The following is a 23157-nucleotide window of genomic DNA, read 5'->3' on the forward strand; positions in this document are numbered from 1 at the left end:
CGCTTCCATTGAGCTTGAAGCCATTGTGGTGTACACTGTCCAGAACAGGTGTAAATTGGAACGTCAGGAAGGCAGGACGGTTACAAGGAGGAAAGACACATATGTATGCCCGTTTAAGATCGTTAAATTATCCACTAAAACTCTATGTTTTTTTAGCACTGGCCTTATGCTCCGTAATCAGTACATTGTGGATCATTAACGTGCGACTGCCCTCAGGGGGCCGCCCTTATCTTTTTATTTGGTGGAATATGATGTTGGCCTGGATTCCTATGCTGTTGACGCTACTGCTTGATGTAATGTACAGCTCGTGGAGGCGGGGAACAAGGACATTTTTACTCTGGGTTACGGGGGCGGCATGGCTTTTCTTTTATCCCAATACACCCTATTTGATCACAGATTTGCTGCATGTATTCGCCAGATATCCATTTCTCGGGGAGCAACGTTTCTGGGGAAATCCGTACTTTTGGAATCATGTACTGGGAATGCTGCTGGTAGCCGTACTTGGCCTGACAATGGGTTTTGTATCGCTCGAATCCGTACGACAATTGGTACAGCGTGCACGTGGTGGGCTTGTTAGTTGGCTGTTTATGCTGGCGGTACTCTTGTTGAGCAGCCTGGGTATTTACATTGGCCGTTTCTTTCGAGGAAACACATGGGATATTGTTTCTGCGCCCTCTCAACTGTATGGACAGGTATCTTCCATATGGGCAGACTCCTTGCAACGTACTCATTTTGTGGAGTTTAGTGGGATGGTATTTGTTATTTTGCTCGTCAGCTATGTATCCACGATGTGCGTAGTCTGGATGGGGAACAACCGCCAGGACGAATGGCGTCGCTGGTGATTTGATTGCAGCTGAGTGGCTGGATATCATCAAAAAATTGTAAAAACAAAGGAGGAGTAGCTACAATGAACGGACAGAATCGATCCGATATTCGCGCTGGTCTTCAGGTAGATATTGTACTTAAAAAGGATCAGCCTACCGGTAAGCTGACGCGAGGAACGGTGAAAGATATTTTGACCAATTCCCCGCGTCATCCGCATGGAATCAAAGTGCGTTTGGCAGACGGACAGGTTGGGCGTGTCAAACATATCGTAACGAACGAAGGCTAGAGCTTTGGGCTGAGGAGGAATGAAGATGAACCAGGCAACGGCATGGTCTAAAAATGATCGCTACCCGCTTGTTTTACTTGTATTGCTGGCGCTTGCCCTCATTTGGTCCTTGATTCGCCCGGTGGATTATTTTACATGGGTACTGGAAGTTCTACCCGCGGTTTTGGGAGCTGTGCTGCTGACGGCTTTGTACCGTAGATTTCGGTTTACCAATCTGGTATACACCCTAATCTGGCTGCACGCATTGATCCTGATTGTCGGTGGACATTATACCTATGCCGAAATGCCACTGTTCAACTGGATCCGGGATACGTTCGGACTGGAGCGCAATTATTATGATCGACTTGGGCATTTTGTACAAGGTTTTGTACCTGCACTCATTGTCAGGGAAGTGCTGTTGCGTAAAACGGCCTTGGGAAGCGGGAGCTGGCTCACTTTCCTCACGGTTAGTGTGTGTCTTGCGATCAGCGCTGTGTACGAACTGATTGAGTTTGCTGTAGCCAAGGCAACCGGAACGGCAGCAGAAGCCTTTTTGGGCACACAGGGAGATGTATGGGATACCCAATGGGATATGCTTCTTGCGTTCATCGGTGCCTTGACCGCAGTGATTTTGTTGAGTGGGGTACATAACAAGCTGCTGAAACAATTAAGGTATTAGCAGAATTTATTTACCTCGCTTTTATCATGCTATCTGGAATTTCGCTGTTTTTGAAGGCTACATTCGCGTCATGGGACGGCTGTCGAGGTGTAGGGTTGCTGCGTCCATGTAGCTGTCCAGTAGCCGTTCAAAAATACGGTCCCACGTCTGCTCCAGGCTGTAGGCTCTACCCGCTCTGGACATAGAATCGCGAAGTGAGGCATTCTCGTACAACAGGTGTACAGCTTTGGCAAAGGCAGCGGCGTCCCCAGCAGGACACAATAGCCCTGTTTTTCCATGGATTAGATTATCTTTTACCCCGCCTTCATTGGCACCGACCACAGATGTACCGCTCGCCATAGCCTCCAGTACAACGTTGCCGAAGGTTTCCGTGGTGGAAGGGAAGAGAAATACGTCGGCTGCGGCGTAGAGTTCAGCTAATTCCGGCCCTTTCACAAAACCAAGCCAGTGGACTGCATGCTCCGGTACCCCTATATCCGCTGTAGTTTTGACCTTATACAATGGACCATCTCCTGCAATGACCAGCACAGAGGCTGCGCGGACGTCGTCGGGTAACTGGAGATAGGAATCCAGTAACGTGTCTATCCCCTTTTCCGGTGCAAGCCTGCCCACATACAAAATAACAAATGCATCTGCATGAACGCCCCATTTCCTCCATACTGCATTACGGTCCACCTTTGGTTGAAATCGGTCAGTATCAATGCCTCTACTCCAGATTTCGAGCTGCCCCATTCCTTTATTGCGCAACAATTCCATGGTTGATTGAGAAGGGACATACACCCTTTCGCAATGTCTGTGAAACCAGAGCATGTATTTCCATAACGCAGGTTCAAGCCAGCGAAGCTTGTAATATTCGAGGTATTTATCAAAGTGGGTGTGATATGAGGCGACGAGTGGAATATGGTGTTTGGCTGCGTAGCTTGTTCCATACAGGCCAAGGTTAAACGGAGTAGCGACATGAATCAAATGCGGGGAAAAGGCTGACAGACGCTCGTTGATCTGTTTGGCGTTGGGGATCGCAAGTCTGCATTCCCGGTACAATAAAAAGGGAATACTCCGAAATCGCTCCACACCCGGCCCAGAGGGCAGATGATGGTCTGCCTCCGGTGCGAAGACGAGCGTAGATACTCCATGTGTCTCCAGATAGCCAATCCATCGTTCCAGGGTCAGAGCAGCGCCATTCACGTCAGGCGTATACGTGTCCGTAAATAATGCAACTCGAAGCATGCCTTCATTCCTCCTCCGCCATTCTCATTTATCCTATGACGTTCCAGGGGAGTCCGCTTGGAGGCTCCGGCTTTTATTGTGTCATGATTTTGTTTACGGGCTTGCCGGGTTTTGTAAAAGCTGGCCCGCGGACGGGCGCTTTTCTCGGAACATTCTGTAATAGACGAGGGAAGACAAAATATAGAAAACACCTGTCATGCTAAATGTGATGGCATAGCCCCAGTAGTTGCCATAAGTTGTAACCAAATAGGCTTGTACAGGTCCCATACCTGCGGTGCCTAGCATCCAGGTCGTCTGGAGAATGGAGTTGGCAATGCCACGATTTTTATCTGACACACGTTCGACGAGAATGGCGGTTTGCAGCGGATTGGCTGCATTCATTAGCGCTTGCCTGAATAGAAAGCTGATGGAAGCGATCCATAGCACGTTCGTAAAGCCTGTAATGAGAAGGAACGGTAGCGAAAGCATTTGGAAGCCAACTACAGCTCTGACCAGTCCTATTCGGCTACCGAGGGTAGGTCCGATCAACATGGAGAGGATGGTCATGAGCTGGCCGAGTGCAATCAGTAAACTCATTGCGCTGAGTGATACGGAGAAGCGGTTCGTAAAATACAAATTAAGATACGGGATGACCAGACCTGAACCTAACCCAAGAAAAAACTGGGCCAGAACAAATTGTCCAATAACCCGGCGATCAGAAGCAGCAGCAGGCGTCTCCGAGTCAGGTATATCGGATGTACTGTGCGGCGTATGTACTTGTTCTGTTTGAGGTGAAGATTCGGCAGGAGCTGGTGCTTCTAAGGTTGCCGTAGTTTTTGTGATGAATAATAGAGGAGTAAAAGCGGTCAATGTTGCCATTCCTCCAAGGAACAGAGCAACCCGCAGACTGGATAGCGGTGTGATTCCCCACGTCTGCAGCCCATCTGCGAGTACACCACCCCCGAAGCTGCCTAGGACTTGGGCTGCCAGTACAAGAGCTGAGTAATAGCTGAATATCTTTAAGCGTTGGGCTTTACTTATGCTTTCCGCTAAGAAAGGCACAGCCAGCACCTGAATAAAGGCGGCGAATACACCTGAGATTACGGCAAATACCAACATGCTTCCACTGGTATCTGTAAAGGTACGGGCGAGAAAGGCCAGGCCGCTGAATAACGCGCCGATGACCAGCATATTTTTGCGGCTCGTCCGATCGCCCCAAAATCCGACCGGAATGAACAGCAACGCCGTCGCTAGCGCCTGCATGCTGACCACTTGGCCGTTCATATCATCGTCAAAGCCAAGCTTTTGGATATACAGGTTGTACAGCACAGAAAACATTCCCGTACCCATCTGGTACAGCAGATTGGCCATAAAAAACAATCGGATATTACGCGGCCACTTTCGGGGCTCTTCTAACATTTTGCTAATCCATGACACGATGAGTTCCTCCTGTGACGTTGTTGCAAATAAGTTAATTCTGTTGATATGTATTCTATCAGGAACTGTACATTTCATAAATATTCCTGATCTCCGATTGTTTTGGGTAATAATAAAGCATGGACTTTACATTGAATTTTCATTATAGTAATTCGGTATGAATAAATTTGAAAGGTAAGCAGGAGGGATGGCTTTGGCTTTTGGAGCACGGGTGTTAAAAACGGGAATCGCAGTGACGCTCGCCCTTTTTCTGAGCACGCTTTTGAACACCCATTCGCCTGTGGGGGCAGCGATAGCCGCTATTTTTGCCATGCAACCGTCGATATATAGGTCGTGGCGTTATTTTCTGGATCAACTCCAAACAAGCACACTAGGTGCAATCATGGCGTTGCTGGGCGGAATGGTATTTTCGAATGAGCCGATTGCAGTCGGGCTGGTATGTGTATTGGTACTTATGATATGTCTGAAAATAAATATGGCTGATACGGTTGGATTGACACTTGTGACCGTTGTTTCTGTAATGGAAGCCTCAGGAGACTGGAAATTTGCGGTGACCCGCTTTGCGCTCACTTTGATTGGGATTGTGTCTGCTTTTGTCATCAATGTTAGCGTTTTTCCTCCGAAACCGAAAAGGCAGTTTATTAATCAGATTCAAAATGTATTTAACAGCATGTCTTTGTTGCTGCGTACTGCCATTTCCGATGAGATTAAGGAGTCTGTCTTTAAAGAGGAAAAAGGAAATCTGGAGGGAGCTATTAAATCGCTGTCGGACAAATATCATTTGTTCGAGGAAGAGCAGAAGAAGCTCAAGCGCTCTAAGTTTAGTCAAACGAGACAAATGGTAGTATACAAACAAATGCTCGGAAGTTTGCACAAAGGATATGAGGTACTGGATGCAGTGGAAAGGCACTACTTCCAGTCTCTACGGCCAAAGGGAACGGATGCTTTTTTTGACAGTCATCTGGAGCTACTGATTCGTTTTCACGAGCATGCTCTACTGAAATTCGAAAATAAGCTAAAACCGAATGAGGACGAAAGTGAATTGTTTCAGCAAGCCAACGGCGAATTTATGAAGCATGCGATTACACGTTTTGACCATTGTCAGGAGGGAATGCTGCGGCTTTCCATTGTAGCTGCGGCGATGTACGATTATGGTCATCAGCTGGAGAGGCTGAGCAGACTGGCCGATCATATTCATCCTGTGGAAGAAAGCAGATAGGCGAATTTCCTAAAAGAAAAGCGACCGCATTCATCAATCAGATGGCTGGTCGCTTTTTTATGTAATGAATTCAATTATGTAAGAACAGGTTAATAGAAGGTTGCCAGAACGCACAAAAAAAGCCCACTGGTTGCGAACAGGGACCGAACTTGCTACAATAGAGGATGCTCTGTTTTATGGTGAAACCATATGCATAAGTTGTGAATTACACTTCTTGTTATATTATAGCATGCTTCAAAGGATTAGTCAATTTTCCCGGATCAGGGGGATGCCGCGAGTATGCCCGGGTCCATAATAGAGCATAGTTTGTACGCAAGGGAGCCCTGCGTGGAGCAGGAGGAAACGGAACAGGAGCGATGTCAGTGACTACTGAACAGCAATGGAATGAAGAACAACGAAGAGTAGAAGATGTGACCGCAGTAATTAGCGGGCGTATTCGGAAGCTAGAGACAGAGGTTGGTTCTGTGCGCGGAGATGTCGTCGATATGCGTAAAGACTTCTGGGATGAGGTAACGATCAATTTCAGTGAGGCGGATGATGTGGGCGAGACGTCCACCAGTTTGCGTCAGCAGTCTGAGATTTTGTCTGAGCGGGAACGAAGACACAAGCATTCTACAGAGGCGTTAGGTCGTTTGAAAAAGTTACTTGATTCACCGTATTTTGCACGCATTGATTTTGCTGAGGAAGGGCAGACTGCGGAACGTGTTTATCTGGGGATTGCCTCCCTGCTGGATAATCAAGATGAGGAGTTTCTGATATACGACTGGCGCGCGCCTATTTCCAATCTTTATTACGATAACATGCCGGGGCCCGCTTCATATAAGACCCCGGCAGGGGAGATGGAAGGGGAACTCACGCTTAAGCGCCAATTCTCGATCCGTGATGGACAGATCCGTTTTATGTTCGATACAGGGGTGACGATTGGAGACGAACTTCTTCAAGCAGTATTGAGCCGCAGCTCGGATGCTCAAATGAAAAGTATTGTCGCTACCATCCAAAAGGAGCAGAATCGCATCATCCGTGATGATCGAAGTCGGATGCTCATTGTTCAGGGGGCGGCGGGAAGTGGCAAAACCTCTGCTGCGCTTCAGAGAGTAGCGTATTTGCTGTATAAGTACCGGGATCGCTTACGAGCGGATCAGGTCGTGTTATTCTCGCCTAACCCGATGTTCAACAGTTATGTATCGACAGTATTGCCTGAATTGGGTGAGGAAAATATGCTTCAGGCCACGTTTCAGGAATATTTGGAGCGGCGTTTGGGCCGGGAGTTTCAGTTAGAAGATCCATTTGAACAGCTGGAATATGTGCTTTCAGCGTCGTTACAGCCTGGGTATGAAGCCAGGATGGAGGGTATCCGCTTTAAGTCGTCCAAGACATTCTTACACGTGATTACAGGCTACAAGACGTATTTGGAACAGGAGGGAATGCGTTTTAAACCCATCCGCTTTCAGGGACGTGAGGTGGTTTCAGTAGAGCAAATGGCACGCAAGTTTTATGAATTCGACTCTACGGTGCGGCTGGCGAACCGATTGGAACTGCTGCGGGATTGGATGCTCAAAGAGCTGGCCCGCTTTGGTAAGGAAGAATGCTCCGCCCCATGGGTGGATCAACAGATGGATCTGATGGAGCCGGAGGATTATCAGCGTGCCTATAACCGCATGCGCCGTAAATCCAAGAATAAGGGCGATACCTTCGACGATTTTACGCGTGAAAGAGAAATATTGGCGCGTATGGTGGTCAGTGACCGCTTAAAGCCCCTGCGCAAATGGATTAAGGCGCTTCGCTTCGTAGATACGACCCGGCTCTACAGCGAGCTGTTTATGAACGAGACGCTGCTGAGCCAACTGGCGAATCATGCAGAGCTGCCCGTCAGCTGGGGTGAAATTAGTCGACAAACTCTGGAACGAATTCAGGCTGGGGAGTTAGCGTATGAGGATGTGACACCCTTTTTATATTTGCGTGAGTTGATGCTGGGTTTCCGTTCTAATAGCAACATCCGTCACGTGTTTATTGATGAGGCACAGGACTATTCCCCATTCCAACTGGCTTTCTTCAAGCGCTTATTTCCACAGGCTAAAATGACGGCACTGGGTGATTTTAATCAGGCTATCTATGCCCATGCCTCGGTGCTTCAGGATGCAGAGCCATTGTATGACTTGTATGGTGCAGATCAGACCGAAATGATTTCCCTGACACGAAGCTATCGCTCAACACAGGAGATTGTGGAATTTACTCGGGGGATGGTCGCTGGGGGAGAGCACATTGTACCGTTTAATCGTAAGGGTGAGAAGCCTCTTGTAAACGAGGTGCATTCGCGTGAAAAGTTGCATCAACAGATAGCTGGGAATGTCACAGAATTGTTGGCAGAAGGCTATGAATCCATCGCGGTGATTTGTAAAAATGCTGACGAAAGCGCGGTAGCCTACGAAGCGCTGGAAGAAAAGCTGTCAGTGAAGCCAAAATTGATTAAGAAAACAACTCCCGCTTTTGAAAAGGGGATTCATATCATTCCGGCCTACCTGGCAAAAGGCGTGGAATTCGATGCGGTCCTGATTTATGACGGATCAGCGAAACAATACCAGCGTGAGAGTGAGCGTAAGTTATTCTACACCGCCTGTACGCGAGCGATGCATCTGCTGCATATTTATAGCATAGGGGAGATTACGCCATTCGTGAGTTTACGGGATTCGGATACGTATACTCGCAAAGTGGAAGAAAGTGATCGTGTTCTATAGAGAGGACATTGGCAATCAGCTGGGGGCAAATACCTTAGAAACCCATGCGATGCTTGAATAGATGTAGAGTTGGCTGGCATTATGGAGCGTATTCCAGTAACATAAGCAAATAAGAAAAACAGGTAAGAAGCATAAACGGAGGTTACAAACGTAATGGACATGAAGAGTGTATTTCAACGCCCGCCGCTGGCGGACTGTGTACCCGAGCTGGTGGCTACAGCTAGAGGGGAGCGCAAGGCATCGCTGGTGATCCGCGGAGGAACGCTGGTCAATGTGGTATCGGGCGAATTGCTGCCAGGCATGTCTATTGCTGTGCAAGGTTCTCGTATCGCTTACGTCGGTAGGGACGTCAGTCATACGATTGGAGAAGACACCATAATCATTGAAGCCGAAGGCCGCTATATGGCACCGGGGTTACTGGACGGACATTGTCACATCGAAAGCACACAGCTGACCGTAACTGAGTTCGCTAAGGCTGTACTGCCGCTGGGAGTGACGGGGGGGTTTTTTGACCCGCATGAAATTTCCAATGTACTGGGTCTAAAAGGGCTTCGTCTGATGCTGGACGAAGCACGTACGACACCGCTTGCTGCTTACATGCAGGTGGCTTCTTGCGTGCCGTCCACAGGTCCGGAGCTGGAAACGACGGGTGCCTCCTTCGGCCCGGCGGAAGTCGCAGAGGCGTTAAGCTGGGGCCCGGATATGATCGGGCTGGGCGAAGTCATGAATTTCCCTGGTGTCGTCTATGGAGACGATGTGATGATCGGGGAAATTCAGGCCACGCTGCGCGCGGGCAAGGTGGCGGATGGCCATTTTACATGGGCCTCCGATGATTGGCGTCTGCCGGTCTATGCAGCCGCGGGAATTACGGGCGATCACGAGTGTGTCACGCCCGAGGATGTAGCCGAGCGTATCCGGCTCGGCATGTATGCCAAGATGCGGCAAGGCTCCGCATGGCATGATGTGGCCGAGACGATCCGAGCCAGCACGGAAATGGGTCTCGACACGCGCCGCATGATGCTGGTAACGGATGACCGCAGCGCAGAATCCTTGCTCCATGAAGGACAGATGGATTTCGTCGTGCGTCATGCTATTGCACAGGGCGTCAAGCCCGTAACCGCGTTTCAGATGGCCACGCTGAATACGGCAGAGCGCTTCGGCGTGGCACGGGATATCGGAGCGATCATTCCGGGTGCGATTGCCGACATTATTTTGCTTGATGGCCGATTGGCCGAAGTGAATGTGACGGCTACCATCGCAGCGGGCCAGCTGGTGGCCGAGCACGGTCAAATGGTCGCCGATTGGGACGGCTTCGTGTATCCTGCGGAAGTGATGGACACCGTCCATCTGGGGCGAGAGCTGAGTGCTGCAGATTTCCGCATTGCGGCTCCAGTACAGGAAGGGGATGTACCTGTACGAGTGATTCGTGTTACGGAAAATCACGTGGACACGAAGGAAGTGCGGATGACCGTTCCGGTCCGTAATGGAGAAGTCACGGCAGATCCTGCACAGGATTTGTGCAAAATAGCCGTTTTCGAGCGCCATCATGCCAGTGGCAGTCACGCGGTTGCACTTGTAACAGGTGTAGGCTTCACCGAGCCGGCTGCGATTGCCATGACCGTTGCGCATGATAGCCACAACCTGCTCGTCATTGGTAATGATGACGAGCTCATGACCCAGGCGGCGAAGCAGGCTGTTGCCCTGCGTGGTGGCGTGGTCGTCGTATCCGCCTCGGGTGAGACGCGCTTCCCGCTGCCTATCGCCGGGCTGATGTCCCCAGCTCCGTTTGCAGAGGTGGCTGCGCAGTCCGAAAGTATCAGCCGGGCGCTTCAGCAATCCGGCTGCATGCTGAACAACGCGCTGATGACACTGTCACTGCTCGCACTGGTCGTTATCCCTGAAATCCGTCTGTCGGATCAGGGGCTTGTCGTGATCGGAGCGGATGGCATCCGCAAGGTATCTCTTTTCGTGGAAGAGGATGCTGCGGAAGTCTGATAGAACACGTCGCTGGGGGTTGTCCTGCAGGTCTGACCAGACCTGCAGGACAACCCCTGTTTTTCATATACGAAGCCAAAAAAGTTATCTTCGATTCCTTTATAAAAGTCAAGGAGTGGTGAGCAGATGCATCCCTATTATCGTTCATTAGAAAAGATGGCTCATCATGCCTCGATTATAGGGCAGGATTGGAACAGGTTTGTAGAGCAAACCCATGTGAAGCATATTCAGCAGGGAATTCGCCTTTTAACTTTTGGAGACGAAAAAAGTGTAATAAGAAAAAATCACATTATACAGTTGTGTTACTTATAATCTTCAGAAAACCGTTCTTCCCAGCGGTAAACATTAACTGATTAATGGATTTTCTTGCGGTATCGTTAAACAAATACCACTCATCTTTCGATACGTCATGAACTAAAATCTCTGGATATTCTGTTGAAAGTTCAGATGGAACAGGACTAATTAAAGAATAAATATCAAAACGAACTAAGCTTTTCCCTTTTTGGTCTAAGAAATCATATTGTGCATTTTTATAATAAGACCCAAATGTGTCAATAGTGAAGCTCCAAGAGTAGTTTGCAGGTGCTTCAACCTTTTCACCTATGTTTTTTGCAAAAATATTATAAATGGTTTCATTAAATGCATTTACATTAATTTGCTGAACTACGCCGCCCATAAACATATGGTATTCATATTGCAATGCTTTTACTTGTACACCGTCTATGAACAATGGTTTAGTATCAACAGTCACTGCAAAGTTGTTGTAATTGACATTACAGCCAAACGTCTCTGCAATAAAACGAAGTGGAACATATATGCGATTATTTTTCGTGTATGGTTTTACATCAAGCAGTATCTTTTCTCCGTTTTTTTCCGCGGTGCTTCTATTTATTGCTAATTTCACTTTCATATCGCTTTTTGCGAGAATAACCTCGGAATTGGACCACTCGACGCTAGCCCCCAAACTTTCACTAATAACACGTAGAGGTACCATTGTGCGTTTGTTCTTCATTTCGGGCTTCACATCGGATGTAGTAGTCACACCGTCAACTTTGATTTGATTTTCTGCTGCATAAGTAGTGGACGATGAAATAAATAAAAAAATTGTAAGAAAAGCCCCAAAGAAAGCTTTTTTCATAAATGATTGCTCCTTTCTTGGTTTAATTTGTTGCACAGCAACTTTACCCCATATTAAGACGCAACTGGATAAAGATCGTTGCGCTGTCCTGTCTGTTAACTTAACGTAACAACCAGTTTGTACTATTCAATTAACTTCCTTCATTTACCAATGGAAAATTCCTAACCTTCCCGGGGAATTATGTCGATAACATTGAATATTATTCATAAATTTTATCAAAGTAAATCCTTAGGGGGAAAGTTAATGAGAATACAGCTAAAAGTTGCGATTTCTCTAGCATGTTTAATGATGTTTATAGGTTGTTCAGCCTCACCAGTATCACAGCAGACGACCAAGATTACACTTTTGAATTCCAAAAGTGAAATAAAAACTCAATTAGAAGAAGTAGCAAAACAATACAATCAAGAGCACCCCGGAGTATCTTTAGAGATTATAACCGCTCCTGAGGGAACGTCTGCATATCAAAAGCTGATGTCGATGTACGGCTCAGGAAGTGCAGCGACCATGTCGATGCTTGATCCGGGAGACACTCAGCAATTTCTGGATAAAGCCGTTGATTTAAGTAAAGAAAAGTGGGTAGCCGATACAATAGAAAATGGACTTGACACCGTTAAGAAAAGCGATGCTGTGCTCGGATTTCCATTTGCAGTGGAAGGCTACGGATTAATATACAATAAGAAAGTGCTGGACAAAGCGACAGGGGGTTCTTTTGATGCTTCCTCGGTAAAAAGCAGAAGCAGCCTGAACTCATTAATGGCTAGGATTCAGAAGACGGGAGTAGCACCGGTCATGCTTTCGCCAATGGACTGGTCTCTCGGCTCTCATCTTTTAGCTTTGTCTTATTCTGTTCAGCCTGGGGGTTTTTCAGAGTTTGTTAAAGGTATGCAGAACAGCTCCATCGATATGTCCCAAAATAGTGTAATGTCTGGATGGGTACAAACTTTAGACCTACTCAAGGATAACAGCATCAATAAGCACTCGCCTTTGGACAGTACATATGACGATGGAGCCAAAGCTTTGGGAGAGGGCAAGATAGGGCTTTGGTTTATGGGCAACTGGGCGTGGGCTGGAATTAAGAGCAATGATACAGCAAATGAGGAATACGGCTTTTTGCCCCTTCCATTAAGCGATAATACGGATGATCCTAACAATGCTAAGATTACAGTCGGTGTGACAAAGTATATATTCATCGACTCCAAAACTACCACACCTCAGCAGCAAGAGGAAGCAAAGAAGTTTTTGAACTGGCTGGTATACGAAAAGTCTGGACAAGAGTTTTTGGTTAACAAGGCCAATGTTATACCGGCGTTCAAGAATATTGACTTGGAGCCTACCGATCCCTTGAGTAAATCGATCAAGTCATATATGTCGAGCGGAAAGACGCTGCCGTTTATGGCAACACTTCCACCTGATCATGGGGCCATCACAGGAGCATCTATCCAAAGCTACATCAGTGGAAAAATAGATAAGGCTGAGCTGTTGCGTCAAATACGCATATACTGGAAAGCTCAGCAGTGATGACACGAGACCAGTCACGGGAGGAAGATAAAGATGTTTAAATTAACGCTAAAGAAAAAAATAATTAGTGCAGCGCTCATACTGGTTATCGTACTGTCCCTTTCAAGTGTAATAGGCGTCATTAAGATGTCGGAAATGGGGGAGGCTTCTGATAAGGTAAATAACAAGTCTTTACCTGCGGTTATTCTTCTTCAAGGTATGGATAAGCAGATTACAGAAATCGATAGACTCACCGTTCGACTGATACTCGAAGAGGATGCTGCCGTTCGCAGCACTTACCAAGAAGAACTAACCAAAGCTACAGCTTCAATGGATAAGCGTGTAAATGAATATCAAAGTTTAGCCTCTACGGCAGAGGAAAAAGAACTGTTCACCAACTTTTATGGTCAGTGGGCAATGTATCTTCGCCATCTAAAGGTGGTTTCCGCTGCCATGGAAGAAAACGACAAAGTGATGGCCTACATGATCATTCATGGAAATTCTTCTATTTATAAGGCAGCATTAGACGATGTAAATAAACTGAAGCTACTTAATGAGCAGTACGCCACGGATGCAGCTAATCAATCGAGTGATTCCTACTATTCAGGTAAACTGTTTATGATTTCTCTGACTATCATATGTACAATCCTTGGGATTATCGGTTCTTTTTTACTGGCTCAATCGTTCACTAAGCCCATATTAAAGATAGCGGAACAGATGAAGCTGGTAACCGGGGGGAACCTGCAAGTGGAACCCCTTAGGATCCGATCAAAAGATGAGGTCGGGGAACTGGCATCCGATTTTAATGAAATGTGCGATTCACTGCGTAACCTTTTAAAAGAAGTCGTGGATAATTCCTTACTGGTTGCCTCTACGGCTGAACAGTTAACGGCCAGTGCGGAACAGACAAGCATCGCTACCGAGCAGATAGCTATAAGTGCCACTCAAGTTGCAGAGGGATCTCAGACACAGCTTTCAGATATAGCTGAAACGCTGAATTACACGGTAGACGTTTCTAAAAGTGTAGACAACATAACGAATCGCTTTGTTCATGTGGCTAATCTCACAACCCAAGCACAAGAAAAAGCAAACAACGGGAAAACCCAAATGTCTTCGACTGTCTCCCAAATAAGAGATGTGCATACCAAGGTAACTCAATCCGCTGAAGTGGTAAATATTCTAGGAGAAAAGTCTGCGGAGATCAGACAGATCACAGCTATGATCCGTGAAATAGCAGCCCGAACCAACTTGCTTTCAATAAATGCGAGTATAGAAGCTGCGAGGGCGGGAGAGCAGGGAAAAGGGTTTGCGGTTGTCGCTTATGAAGTACGCAATCTGTCGGCACAAGCAAGTGAAGCAACAGGCAAGATCTCTTCGCTCGTCAACGAAATTACCTTAAGAACAGATGAAGTTGTGATTTCAATGAATGAAGGTGTTCAATCTCTGAATGAAGGTATGATGCTTGTCGAAGGTGTCGGTAACGTCTTTTCTGAGATTGTAGGTGCCGTTGAAGAAGTGAGCGGTGAGGTGGACACTGCGGCTGTAGAAGCAAGATCTGTAAATGAAGGAACCGTTTCTATGGTGGAATCTATGAGAAAAATTGCTGAAATCTCCGAACGTGCAGCCGATTCTACTCAAACAGTCGCAAGCGTGGTCGAGGAAACTACCGCTTCCATGCAGGAAGTGTCTGCAGGTGCTAACATGCTTGCCAAGCGGGCGGAAGAGATGAATCAAACGGTGTCGGTATTCAAGATTTAAAATAAGCTTCAAATTAACTGGATTTAAGAGCGGCAGCCTTGGACGAGAAAAACAAGTCCTAGACTGCCGCTGTTCTGTTAAGCTCAAACCATTAGATTACGAATGAACTGCTTCAGCTTTTTTGTTTGCTCTTTTCAAATCTTGTTTACGGCGTTCCTCCAGATACCGTTCCCCATTCTTCTTGTCTGCTGTCAGTGTAAAGCAGGATATGATGGTGAACAGGCCTGCAATGGAACCCAGAATTACATAGGTAATCGGGAAATTTAATACTTCATACATATGCCCGACAATGGGCGAGAAAATGGAAACCACCAGGGAGCCCATAAACAAATACAGCAGGTACATGGTGGAGGACAGGCGCTGGTCAAAGTTAACGGTAATATATTTGAAGATGGCTACCAGAATAAGCGGTTTCTCCAGGGAGTGAATCATCTTCATTGCAGCGACCCATATGGAACCGAATGGCAACGAAGAGCCGATAATACGCAAAGACATAATCGACCCGGCAATAATTAATGCCCATTTGGCGGTCGTTTTGTTCACAAACCAAGGGGTAACGAAAAGGAACACAAATTCCAGGAAAACTTGCACAGCGCTCAAATCGCCAAGGAATTGATTTCCTTCCGCTTTGGAACTGAACTGCGATACGAAGTATGTGGCAAACTGTTGGTCATATACCTCATAAATTTGGGTCACGCCAACCATGAATAGCATAAGAAACCAGAACTTTTTGGTACGTACGAGATGCAGTACATCAATTAGCTTTAACGATTCTGTTTTCTGCTGCTCCTGTCCGGAAATTTCGACTTTGGTCAGGAAGATGCAGATCATGGCAACAATGGCAGATACCGAGGCGATCCAGAAGGTCAGATTTACATTGATATTGATGACCCGTCCAGCAACAAAAGTAGCCGCCGCCCATCCGAGCGAACCCCACATACGAACCCGTCCGTATTCAAAGCCATATTTACGCGAAACTTTGTCCATATACGAATCGACGACACCGTTACCTGCATTAAACACCAGGCCGATAAATAGCGCACCAACAATGGCACCAATGACGAACTGCGTTTGAAGCAATGGACCGTACACATAGATAAAAAAGGGTCCGACGAGCAAAAGGATTGTAAAGAGTATGTACAGCAGATGTTTTCTCAAGCCCAGCTTGTCAGATAAGTAACCGAACAGGGGCTGCATGATCAAGGCGACGATTGAATTAGCCGCGTATAGAAATCCCGTGTAGGTTTCTGAAATTCCCAGGCTTTGTCCCAGCCAAATGACAAAAAAAGACATGGCGGCAGACCATGTAAACAGATAAGCGAAGTTAAAAATACTCAAAGACCAATAGTTGCGTTTTGCCAAATTCATCATGTTTAAGCACCCCTTTAAATTGTAGCGGCTCAAATTGTATACAACGTCAATATGCATTGTCTGTACTATTAATTGTAAGGATTATTCAGATGCTTCCATAGGGCATTTTCCCAAGATTTCCTGTGCTTATTACAATCAGTTGATAATTCGAATAAAACAGCCGATCCTGATATGGATTAAATATGGTAAAATATACAAAACAGATTATGTATTACTCTTTCGAACAGAGATGAAGAATGCGTATGATTTTAAAGAAATCTAACATAGCGAACGCTTGAGAGTTAACTCACTTTCTTTATCCAAAAGCAACCAGGTAGCTCTTGATGTAAGCGATATGACGGTAACATGAGAATATGCTGTTACATGGGTGTTTGAACTAATTAAAAACTTTTACGAGACCTACCGGGTGTGTGTAACTACATCTACGTCTTGTAAGAAATAAGTCCTAAGTGTAAAATTCCCTTATAGTTCATTAAGCTCACTAAGTAGGAGGAGAAACATAGGGGGGCATCATAATTGTAAAAGCAAGGGGATGAAGTGATTCATTTTGCAAGTACAAAGTTACTTGAAACAGTGATCGTATATAAAGTATTGTGTAACGATGAGTTAAGACGAAACCCACTCACCCTAAGGGACAGGTTATCACCCTACACTAGTCAGAAGGGGGGAGCGGATGGCTGTCCCTGATTGGTGATGGCATTTAGATCGAACTGAGCATTATTTGTGAAAAGCACCAGATTACATACTCTAGGCATTCAGATACCGTTCTTTGGATGCAACATGGGCTACGTCCCTATTAACATATATTATACAAATTAAAGAGAAAACGAATAAAAACAAAATGTTGTGAATTCGTAGTTGGAGGATTTATTATGTCGAAAAGTGTTTCTTCGTCCTTTATTATCATTATAGGATCAATGCTATTTGCCTTATTTTTTGGTGCAGGGAATCTAATCTTTCCACCTATGCTTGGGCAAATGGCTGGAAAGAATGTATGGATAGCCAATGCAGGTTTCTTGGTTACTGGAGTTGGCTTACCATTACTAGCCGTCACAGCCTTTGTTTTTTCGGGCAAAAGCAATTTGCAAACTTTAGCGAGTCGTGTACATCCTGTATTCGGCATTGTCTTTACAACTATTCTTTATCTAGCCATCGGGCCTTTATATGCAATTCCTAGAACCGGTAGTGTGTCATTTGAAATTGGAGTAAAACCTTTTTTTTCAAACAATGCAGATCATCCTGTCGCACTTTTTGTATTTACTATCCTTTTTTTTGCAGTTGCATGTTTGTTATCACTTAATCCTACAAAAATTATTGATGTAATCGGAAAGTTTTTAACACCCATTAAATTGACATTCATTGGATTACTTGTGATTGTAGCTATTATTCACCCAATAGGAAAGTTCCAAGAACCTGCGGAGGGTTATACATCGAATGTCTTTTTCAAAGGCTTTCAAGAGGGGTATTTAACATTGGACGCTCTTGTAGCCTTTATTTTTGGAATTATCATTGTGAATGCAATTAAGGATAGAGGAGTTACTTCCAAAAAAGAGTTGATGATCATTTGTGCCAAAGCGATAGCAATTGCGGTTATACTCTTAGCTTTTATCTATACGTCTCTTTCATACATGGGAGCTTCTAGCGTTGAAAAATTGGGTGTTTTAGGAAATGGGGCTGAGGTGTTAGCTAAGGTTTCCTCCTATTATTTTGGATCTTATGGTTCTATTCTATTAGGCTTAATGATTACAGTAGCGTGTTTAACGACAAGTGTGGGGCTTATCACTTCCTGCTCTTCCTTTTTTCATGGATTATTTCCAAAAGTCTCTTACAAAAGAGTTGCTCTCATGTTATCTATATTTAGTACCCTTGTAGCCAACATAGGTTTAACACAGCTCATTAAGGTTTCAACGCCAGTATTAATGGCAATATATCCTATTGCTATTTCTCTAATATTTTTAACTTTTTTACATCCCGTATTTAAAGGAAGGTCAGAAGTATATCAAGGCAGTTTGATATTAACCTTTATCATTAGTTTATTTGATGGCTTGAATGCTGCTGGAATAAAAATTAATGTAATTAATGATTTTTTCACTCATCTTCTTCCATTATATAATGTAGGGTTAGGGTGGTTAATTCCCTCTGTTTTAGGAGGCGTAGCTGGCTACATATTTACTAAGTTAAGAGGAAGAAAAATAATTTTAGTACTTATGAAGCCCAAAAAAAATAAATGATTTATCCTATGCATATTAGTCTGTTATATAAGGGACAGCAAGCGCCTGATCTGCTTCGTGCTGCTTACGGTACTGCGAAGGGGTCAGGCCGTTCCATTTTTTAAAGGTCGCAATAAAATAGCTTAGATTGTCAAAACCAACATCCAGCGCAATATCAACCACTTTGCGATCACTTTGCTCCAGCAACCTGCAAGCCTTTTGAATCCGATGATAGTTAATATATTCTACCGGGCTTTTCTGAACCATCTGCTTAAAAAAACGGCAAAAATGCCCCTCACTCATTCCAATCTCATCTGCGATCTCCCGTAAACGTATAGGCTCATGAGCATGACTGTTAATATACACCAGCGCTTTTTTGATCCGTTCAACTTTATTGCGTTGCCCTGCCATAATCACATCCTCTCCGTTAGCGGGGGTCATGTGTGGGTACAGACAGGCGATCATGCTATAGAGCTGCGCCTTGGTCGCCAGTTCACGGGCAGGCGCATTCTGCTCATGGCTGGTGATAATGTGTCGCAATCCAGCCAGCACCTCTTGCTCCCAGGGCTGCACGCCACGAATGTGAGGGGGAGGGACAAGCTTTTTACTGATAAATGGGTCAATAAACTGTGTTTGCACCGTATCCTGCGTGCGGCTGTGCAGCATGTCGGGGTGAAACACCACCGCAGAAAATATGCAACGAGCGCTTTTTTGTAAATAACCTGCGTGAAGCTCACCACTGTTGACAAAAAGAGCTTCACCTTCGTTCACCTCCGTATAGACCATATCCGTCTGAAATACGGCGCTCCCCTGTTCGACTATGATAAACTCCATCTCTTCATGCCAATGAGACTCCAGTATACTATTTCCGTTCAACTGCTCCACGCTTGGGTATACGCTGACTGGGTACATGGGATTGCCATGAATGCGGTTTTCCCGCAACATTTCTCTTTGCATTTCTATGACTCCTTTTCCGCAAACTGATTTAAATAGAAAACATCAAAATATTGATACAATACGTCAAAATAAACGAAGTAAACCCTTACATAAATCAATATTATTATAGTAAGGATTTCGAAAAAATCCAACAAGCGATTTGGGATTAAGAAAATAAAGATTGAAGCGGAGGAAGAAACAAATGAAATTTACTGATGGCTATTGGATGGTTCGCAAGGGCTATGAAATACAAAATCCTGCTGAAATCCGTGATATTGTGACGGACGATGCTTCCATGACGGTATATGCAGCCACCCACCGGATCGAGCATAAAGGAGATACGTTGAACGGAGCGTTGCTGAAAGCGACCTACAGCTCGCCTATGCCGAATGTCATTCAGGTGCGTCTGAACCACCATAAGGGACGGGTGCATCAGGGACCGAATTTTGAAATTCACACCTTGCCAACAGAGGTAGACATTACGGTGGAGGAGGACGTAGCGGTACTGAAAAGCGGCGATCTGAGTGTGCGAGTCGGCCGTGGGAAGAGCTGGGATGTAGGCTTTTATGTCGAGGATCGCAAAGTCACAGGCAGCGGACATCGGGGACCAGGCTATATTACAGACCCGCAGGATCAGCCTTTTTTCCGGGAACAGCTGGAGTTGGGCATCGGTGAGTACGTATACGGACTTGGAGAGCGTTTCACTCCATTCGTAAAAAATGGCCAGGTGGTTGATATCTGGAATGAAGATGGCGGGACTAGCAGTGAGCAGGCATATAAAAACATTCCATTCTATCTATCTAATAAAGGGTATGGTGTGTTCGTCAACCATCCAGAAAAGGTATCCTATGAGATTGCATCGGAAAATGTATCAAAGGTTCAGTTTAGCGTCTCCGGCGAATCGTTAGAGTATTTTATTATTGGTGGAGCTAACCCTAAAGAAGTACTGGACAATTACACCAAGCTGACGGGTAAGCCTGCATTACCACCAGCCTGGACCTTTGGTTTGTGGCTGACCACTTCGTTCACAACAGATTATGATGAAGCGACAGTGAACCATTTTGTGGACGGGATGGCTGAGCGAGATCTGCCACTCTCGGTATTCCATTTTGACTGCTTCTGGATGAAGGAATACCAATGGTGCGATTTCCAGTGGGATCAAGATATGTTCCCGGACCCGGAAGGCATGCTGCAGAGATTGAAGGCAAAGGGCCTCAAAATTTGTGCATGGATCAATCCGTATATTGCGGAAAAATCCATTTTGTTCGATGAAGGCATGGAGAATGGTTATCTGGTCAAAACCGCCGATGGCGGCGTGTGGCAATGGGACATGTGGCAGGCGGGGATGGGGCTGGTTGACTTCACGAATCCGGCTGCAGTCGGCTGGTACCAGGATAAGCTGAAGGTGTTGGTAGATCAGGGGGTGGATTGCTTTAAAACTGATTTTGGCGAGCGCATCCCTACCCATGTGGTATATCATGACGGCTCTGATCCAATGAAGATGCATAATTATTATACGCATTTGTACAACAAGGCTGTATTTGATGTGCTGGAGGAAAAGCTGGGTAAAAATGAAGCCGCACTATTTGCACGTTCCGCTACAGCCGGGGGGCAACAGTTCCCGGTTCACTGGGGCGGAGACTGCTCGTCTACGTATGAGTCGATGGCGGAATCCTTGCGAGGCGGTTTGTCGCTTGGTTTGAGCGGCTTCGGCTTCTGGAGCCATGATATTAGCGGCTTTGAGTTAACGGCTGCGCCGGACGTGTACAAACGGTGGGTACAATTCGGGCTTCTGTCCTCTCATAGCCGTCTGCACGGAAACGAATCCTATCGCGTGCCTTGGCTGTTTGATGAAGAATCAGTCGACGTGGTGCGTAGCTTTACAAAACTCAAATGCTCGCTAATGCCATACCTGTATCCTTCTGCTGTGGAATCCTCAGTAAAGGGACTGCCGATGATGCGGGCTATGGTATTGGAATTCCCGCAGGACCCAACCTGTGCAACGCTGGATCTGCAATACATGCTGGGGGATTCCATTTTGGTAGCCCCGATCTTTAATAAAGAAGGCAATGTGCAGTATTATGTACCAGAGGGTAAGTGGACAAATTTACTTACGAATGAGAGCGTGTTAGGTGGTCGTTGGGTTAACGAGCATCATGATTTTACAACTTTGCCTGTGCTCGTGAAGCCGAACACACTTTTGGCAATCGGTCATGAGAACAGTCGTCCGGATTATGATTATGCTGATCAAGTGGCGCTTCATTTGTTTGAACTTGGTGAGGGGCAACAGGCTCGAACGATTATCGTGAATACGTCAGGTGAAGAGGAGCTAACGGTTACTGCTAGCCGCAAGAATTCTGTCATTACGGTGAAGGCAGAAGGTGCTGTTAAACCATGGTCGATAGTCCTGCGCGGTATCCACGAGGCTGTTCAAGTGGAGGAAGGCAGCAGCCAGTCGGGAGAACAGGGTGTAATCATTACACCAGCTTCCAGCGGACAGCAAGAGCTTACTATTCACTTGGGCTAGGTAAGGCGCTAGAAAGTGGATGAAGTATGTCATAATGTAGCGATTATATGCAAAAAAGGGCTTGCCTGATCCAATAGGCAAGCCTTTTTTGATGCAGATTTTTGATAGAGACCAGTTGCAACTTTTAGCTTTGGTATTTATTCCTATTTATTCTGCTGGAGTAGCAGCGGTACAATATACTGCTGGAAAATATCTACAGGAGTCCTTTTCTTTTTAAATCTATCAGCGGTAACGACAACAACCATGTCATACGACGGGACGACAACAATATATTGCCCACCAAAGCCGAGAGCGTAAAAATAGTCCGTTTCAGTTCCTATCTCTGTTTCATCTGAAAAGGAAGAAGTCCACCAGTGCCAGCCGTAAAATGCCTTTTGTGGTTTGGCAGCAGGAAGAAACGGACGGGTTGAATATCGGACTGTCTCTGTTTGGATGATCTGCCGTCCTTCCCAGCCTCCTTGGTTCAGATAAAGCCGCCCGAATTTGAGCATGTCCATCGGCCTGAGATGCAGTCCGAATCCACCCGTATGAGTACCCTGAGGATCGGTTTCCCAATGATAGCTTTCGATACCGAGCGGTTGGAATAATTGCTGCTCGGCAAATTCAGCAACTGTTTGTCCAGAAACATTACGTAGTATGGTGGCCAAAAGTTGAGAACAGCCAGAACTGTATTCCATTCGCGTACCTGGCACATCCGATAATGGCTGTGAAAGCACAAATTGCACCCAGTCTGACGTTTTGCTCATGGTAGGAAAAGAATTTTGTCCGCCAAATTCCGTCCAGTTAAAGCCTGCGGACATCGTCAGCAGATGTTCAATCGTAATATCACGCTTACGAGAATCACTATCTGTGGCCAACTGGGGAAAGAATTCGAGGATCGGCGTCTCCGGTTTCGGTCCCCGTTGCTGGTCCATAGCGATACTAACTAATGCGGAAATCACGCTTTTGGTACAGGAATTTATTTTATAGAGTTCATTAGCAATTTGAGGTTCACGATAGTAATTCATGATCATGTTACCCTGCTGCTCAATAAGGCAGCTGCGGGTTTCCAATTCGTTAAGTACGTGAATAAGCGGTTTTAGTTCCAGACTTTTCATGCAGATCCTCCTTGAGGCTTATGGCATAGCAATACATAGTATATCATTTTAATAGTCCGAAATTCGAAGAGTACAAACTGAAAACAGTTCATTTACTAATTTTGAATTTTTTTGTTCTTTGATATTAAAAAAGATATATATGTTCACTGAATAGACACAAGTATATTTAAAAATCTATACACTTTTTCTGTTTCATTCAAAAAAACAATCGAATAAAACGATATATAGTAAGTTGGACATTTTATTCAGAAATAACTGGGGG

Annotated in this window: 16 protein-coding genes; 10 read left to right on the forward strand and 6 right to left on the reverse strand. The window is 45.7% G+C overall.

Features of this window, described 5'->3' with window-relative positions; genetic code table 11:
* The first annotated feature begins 101 nt into the window (after window positions 1-101).
* The 3 genes from JOE49_RS14825 to JOE49_RS14835 all read left to right on the forward strand — a co-directional run bounded on the left by JOE49_RS14825 (window position 102) and on the right by JOE49_RS14835 (window position 1769).
* Entirely contained in the window at window positions 102-842 is a 741-nt protein-coding gene (locus JOE49_RS14825) for a DUF1361 domain-containing protein (RefSeq protein WP_209941683.1), read from the forward strand.
* A 65-nt stretch (window positions 843-907) separates the two neighbouring features.
* The gene (locus JOE49_RS14830; RefSeq protein WP_013309792.1) at window positions 908-1111 is read left to right on the forward strand and encodes a YwbE family protein; all 204 of its coding nucleotides are present in this window, start codon (window positions 908-910) and stop codon (window positions 1109-1111) included.
* Between the two features lie 25 nt (window positions 1112-1136).
* The gene (locus JOE49_RS14835) at window positions 1137-1769 is read left to right on the forward strand and encodes a DUF2238 domain-containing protein (protein ID WP_023988099.1); all 633 of its coding nucleotides are present in this window, start codon (window positions 1137-1139) and stop codon (window positions 1767-1769) included.
* Window positions 1770-1826: 57 nt separating this feature from the next.
* Here JOE49_RS14835 and JOE49_RS14840 read toward each other — a convergent pair whose 3' ends face one another.
* Together JOE49_RS14840 and JOE49_RS14845 are read right to left on the reverse strand one after the other, a co-directional pair.
* Window positions 1827-2996, reverse strand: a complete 1170-nt coding sequence (locus JOE49_RS14840) for a glycosyltransferase family 4 protein (protein WP_209941685.1) — start codon at window positions 2994-2996, stop codon at window positions 1827-1829.
* A 93-nt stretch (window positions 2997-3089) separates the two neighbouring features.
* The gene (locus JOE49_RS14845) at window positions 3090-4412 is read right to left on the reverse strand and encodes an MFS transporter (RefSeq protein WP_209941687.1); all 1323 of its coding nucleotides are present in this window, start codon (window positions 4410-4412) and stop codon (window positions 3090-3092) included.
* 187 nt (window positions 4413-4599) lie between these two features.
* Between JOE49_RS14845 and JOE49_RS14850 the strand changes: the two genes are divergently transcribed.
* The 3 genes from JOE49_RS14850 to JOE49_RS14860 all read left to right on the forward strand — a co-directional run bounded on the left by JOE49_RS14850 (window position 4600) and on the right by JOE49_RS14860 (window position 10361).
* The gene (locus JOE49_RS14850; RefSeq protein ID WP_175405266.1) at window positions 4600-5631 is read left to right on the forward strand and encodes an FUSC family protein; all 1032 of its coding nucleotides are present in this window, start codon (window positions 4600-4602) and stop codon (window positions 5629-5631) included.
* Window positions 5632-5987: 356 nt separating this feature from the next.
* A complete protein-coding gene (gene helD / locus JOE49_RS14855; protein WP_245248383.1) occupies window positions 5988-8366 on the forward strand; it encodes an RNA polymerase recycling motor HelD in 2379 nt (792 codons plus the stop codon).
* A 153-nt stretch (window positions 8367-8519) separates the two neighbouring features.
* Complete coding sequence (locus JOE49_RS14860; protein WP_075154052.1) at window positions 8520-10361, forward strand: adenine deaminase; 1842 nt, start codon at window positions 8520-8522, stop codon at window positions 10359-10361.
* A gap of 289 nt (window positions 10362-10650) precedes the next feature.
* Here the strand turns inward: JOE49_RS14860 and JOE49_RS14865 are convergent, their stop codons facing one another.
* A complete protein-coding gene (locus JOE49_RS14865) occupies window positions 10651-11499 on the reverse strand; it encodes a copper amine oxidase N-terminal domain-containing protein (RefSeq protein ID WP_071558910.1) in 849 nt (282 codons plus the stop codon).
* A 243-nt stretch (window positions 11500-11742) separates the two neighbouring features.
* Between JOE49_RS14865 and JOE49_RS14870 the strand changes: the two genes are divergently transcribed.
* Both JOE49_RS14870 and JOE49_RS14875 read left to right on the forward strand, forming a co-directional pair.
* Window positions 11743-13017 (forward strand): ABC transporter substrate-binding protein, encoded by a 1275-nt coding sequence (locus JOE49_RS14870; RefSeq protein WP_209943634.1) that lies wholly within the window; start codon window positions 11743-11745, stop codon window positions 13015-13017.
* Between the two features lie 33 nt (window positions 13018-13050).
* Window positions 13051-14754 carry a methyl-accepting chemotaxis protein gene (locus tag JOE49_RS14875; protein ID WP_209941691.1) on the forward strand — a complete coding sequence of 568 codons (1704 nt, stop codon included), beginning with the start codon at window positions 13051-13053 and terminating at the stop codon, window positions 14752-14754.
* Window positions 14755-14850: 96 nt separating this feature from the next.
* Here the strand turns inward: JOE49_RS14875 and JOE49_RS14880 are convergent, their stop codons facing one another.
* The gene (locus JOE49_RS14880) at window positions 14851-16125 is read right to left on the reverse strand and encodes an oligosaccharide MFS transporter (RefSeq protein ID WP_071558907.1); all 1275 of its coding nucleotides are present in this window, start codon (window positions 16123-16125) and stop codon (window positions 14851-14853) included.
* Between the two features lie 872 nt (window positions 16126-16997).
* Here JOE49_RS14880 and brnQ point away from each other — a divergent pair.
* The gene (gene brnQ, locus JOE49_RS14885) at window positions 16998-18356 is read left to right on the forward strand and encodes a branched-chain amino acid transport system II carrier protein (protein ID WP_023988110.1); all 1359 of its coding nucleotides are present in this window, start codon (window positions 16998-17000) and stop codon (window positions 18354-18356) included.
* A gap of 15 nt (window positions 18357-18371) precedes the next feature.
* Here the strand turns inward: brnQ and JOE49_RS14890 are convergent, their stop codons facing one another.
* On the reverse strand, window positions 18372-19292 hold the full coding sequence (locus tag JOE49_RS14890) for an AraC family transcriptional regulator (protein ID WP_209941693.1): 921 nt from the start codon (window positions 19290-19292) through the stop codon (window positions 18372-18374).
* A 181-nt stretch (window positions 19293-19473) separates the two neighbouring features.
* On the opposite strand from JOE49_RS14890, the gene yicI reads away from it, so the two are divergent.
* On the forward strand, window positions 19474-21798 hold the full coding sequence (gene yicI, locus JOE49_RS14895) for an alpha-xylosidase (protein WP_209941695.1): 2325 nt from the start codon (window positions 19474-19476) through the stop codon (window positions 21796-21798).
* 143 nt (window positions 21799-21941) lie between these two features.
* On the opposite strand, the gene JOE49_RS14900 is transcribed toward yicI, so the two are convergent.
* Window positions 21942-22895 carry a serine hydrolase domain-containing protein gene (locus tag JOE49_RS14900; RefSeq protein WP_209941696.1) on the reverse strand — a complete coding sequence of 318 codons (954 nt, stop codon included), beginning with the start codon at window positions 22893-22895 and terminating at the stop codon, window positions 21942-21944.
* Window positions 22896-23157 lie beyond the last annotated feature (262 nt).

The organism is Paenibacillus sp. PvR133 (assembly GCF_017833155.1).
Taxonomy (GTDB): domain Bacteria; phylum Bacillota; class Bacilli; order Paenibacillales; family Paenibacillaceae; genus Paenibacillus; species Paenibacillus polymyxa_B.

Coding starts and splice junctions, on each gene's coding strand:
- JOE49_RS14825 (WP_209941683.1), top strand. CDS start 102: ATGTATGCCCGTTTAAGATCGTTAAATTATCCACTAAAACTCTATGTT.
- JOE49_RS14830 (WP_013309792.1), top strand. CDS start 908: ATGAACGGACAGAATCGATCCGATATTCGCGCTGGTCTTCAGGTAGAT.
- JOE49_RS14835 (WP_023988099.1), top strand. CDS start 1,137: ATGAACCAGGCAACGGCATGGTCTAAAAATGATCGCTACCCGCTTGTT.
- JOE49_RS14840 (WP_209941685.1), bottom strand. CDS start 2,996: ATGCTTCGAGTTGCATTATTTACGGACACGTATACGCCTGACGTGAAT.
- JOE49_RS14850 (WP_175405266.1), top strand. CDS start 4,600: ATGGCTTTGGCTTTTGGAGCACGGGTGTTAAAAACGGGAATCGCAGTG.
- helD (WP_245248383.1), top strand. CDS start 5,988: ATGTCAGTGACTACTGAACAGCAATGGAATGAAGAACAACGAAGAGTA.
- JOE49_RS14860 (WP_075154052.1), top strand. CDS start 8,520: ATGGACATGAAGAGTGTATTTCAACGCCCGCCGCTGGCGGACTGTGTA.
- JOE49_RS14865 (WP_071558910.1), bottom strand. CDS start 11,499: ATGAAAAAAGCTTTCTTTGGGGCTTTTCTTACAATTTTTTTATTTATT.
- JOE49_RS14870 (WP_209943634.1), top strand. CDS start 11,743: ATGAGAATACAGCTAAAAGTTGCGATTTCTCTAGCATGTTTAATGATG.
- JOE49_RS14875 (WP_209941691.1), top strand. CDS start 13,051: ATGTTTAAATTAACGCTAAAGAAAAAAATAATTAGTGCAGCGCTCATA.
- JOE49_RS14880 (WP_071558907.1), bottom strand. CDS start 16,125: ATGATGAATTTGGCAAAACGCAACTATTGGTCTTTGAGTATTTTTAAC.
- brnQ (WP_023988110.1), top strand. CDS start 16,998: ATGTCGAAAAGTGTTTCTTCGTCCTTTATTATCATTATAGGATCAATG.
- JOE49_RS14890 (WP_209941693.1), bottom strand. CDS start 19,292: ATGCAAAGAGAAATGTTGCGGGAAAACCGCATTCATGGCAATCCCATG.
- yicI (WP_209941695.1), top strand. CDS start 19,474: ATGAAATTTACTGATGGCTATTGGATGGTTCGCAAGGGCTATGAAATA.
- JOE49_RS14900 (WP_209941696.1), bottom strand. CDS start 22,895: ATGAAAAGTCTGGAACTAAAACCGCTTATTCACGTACTTAACGAATTG.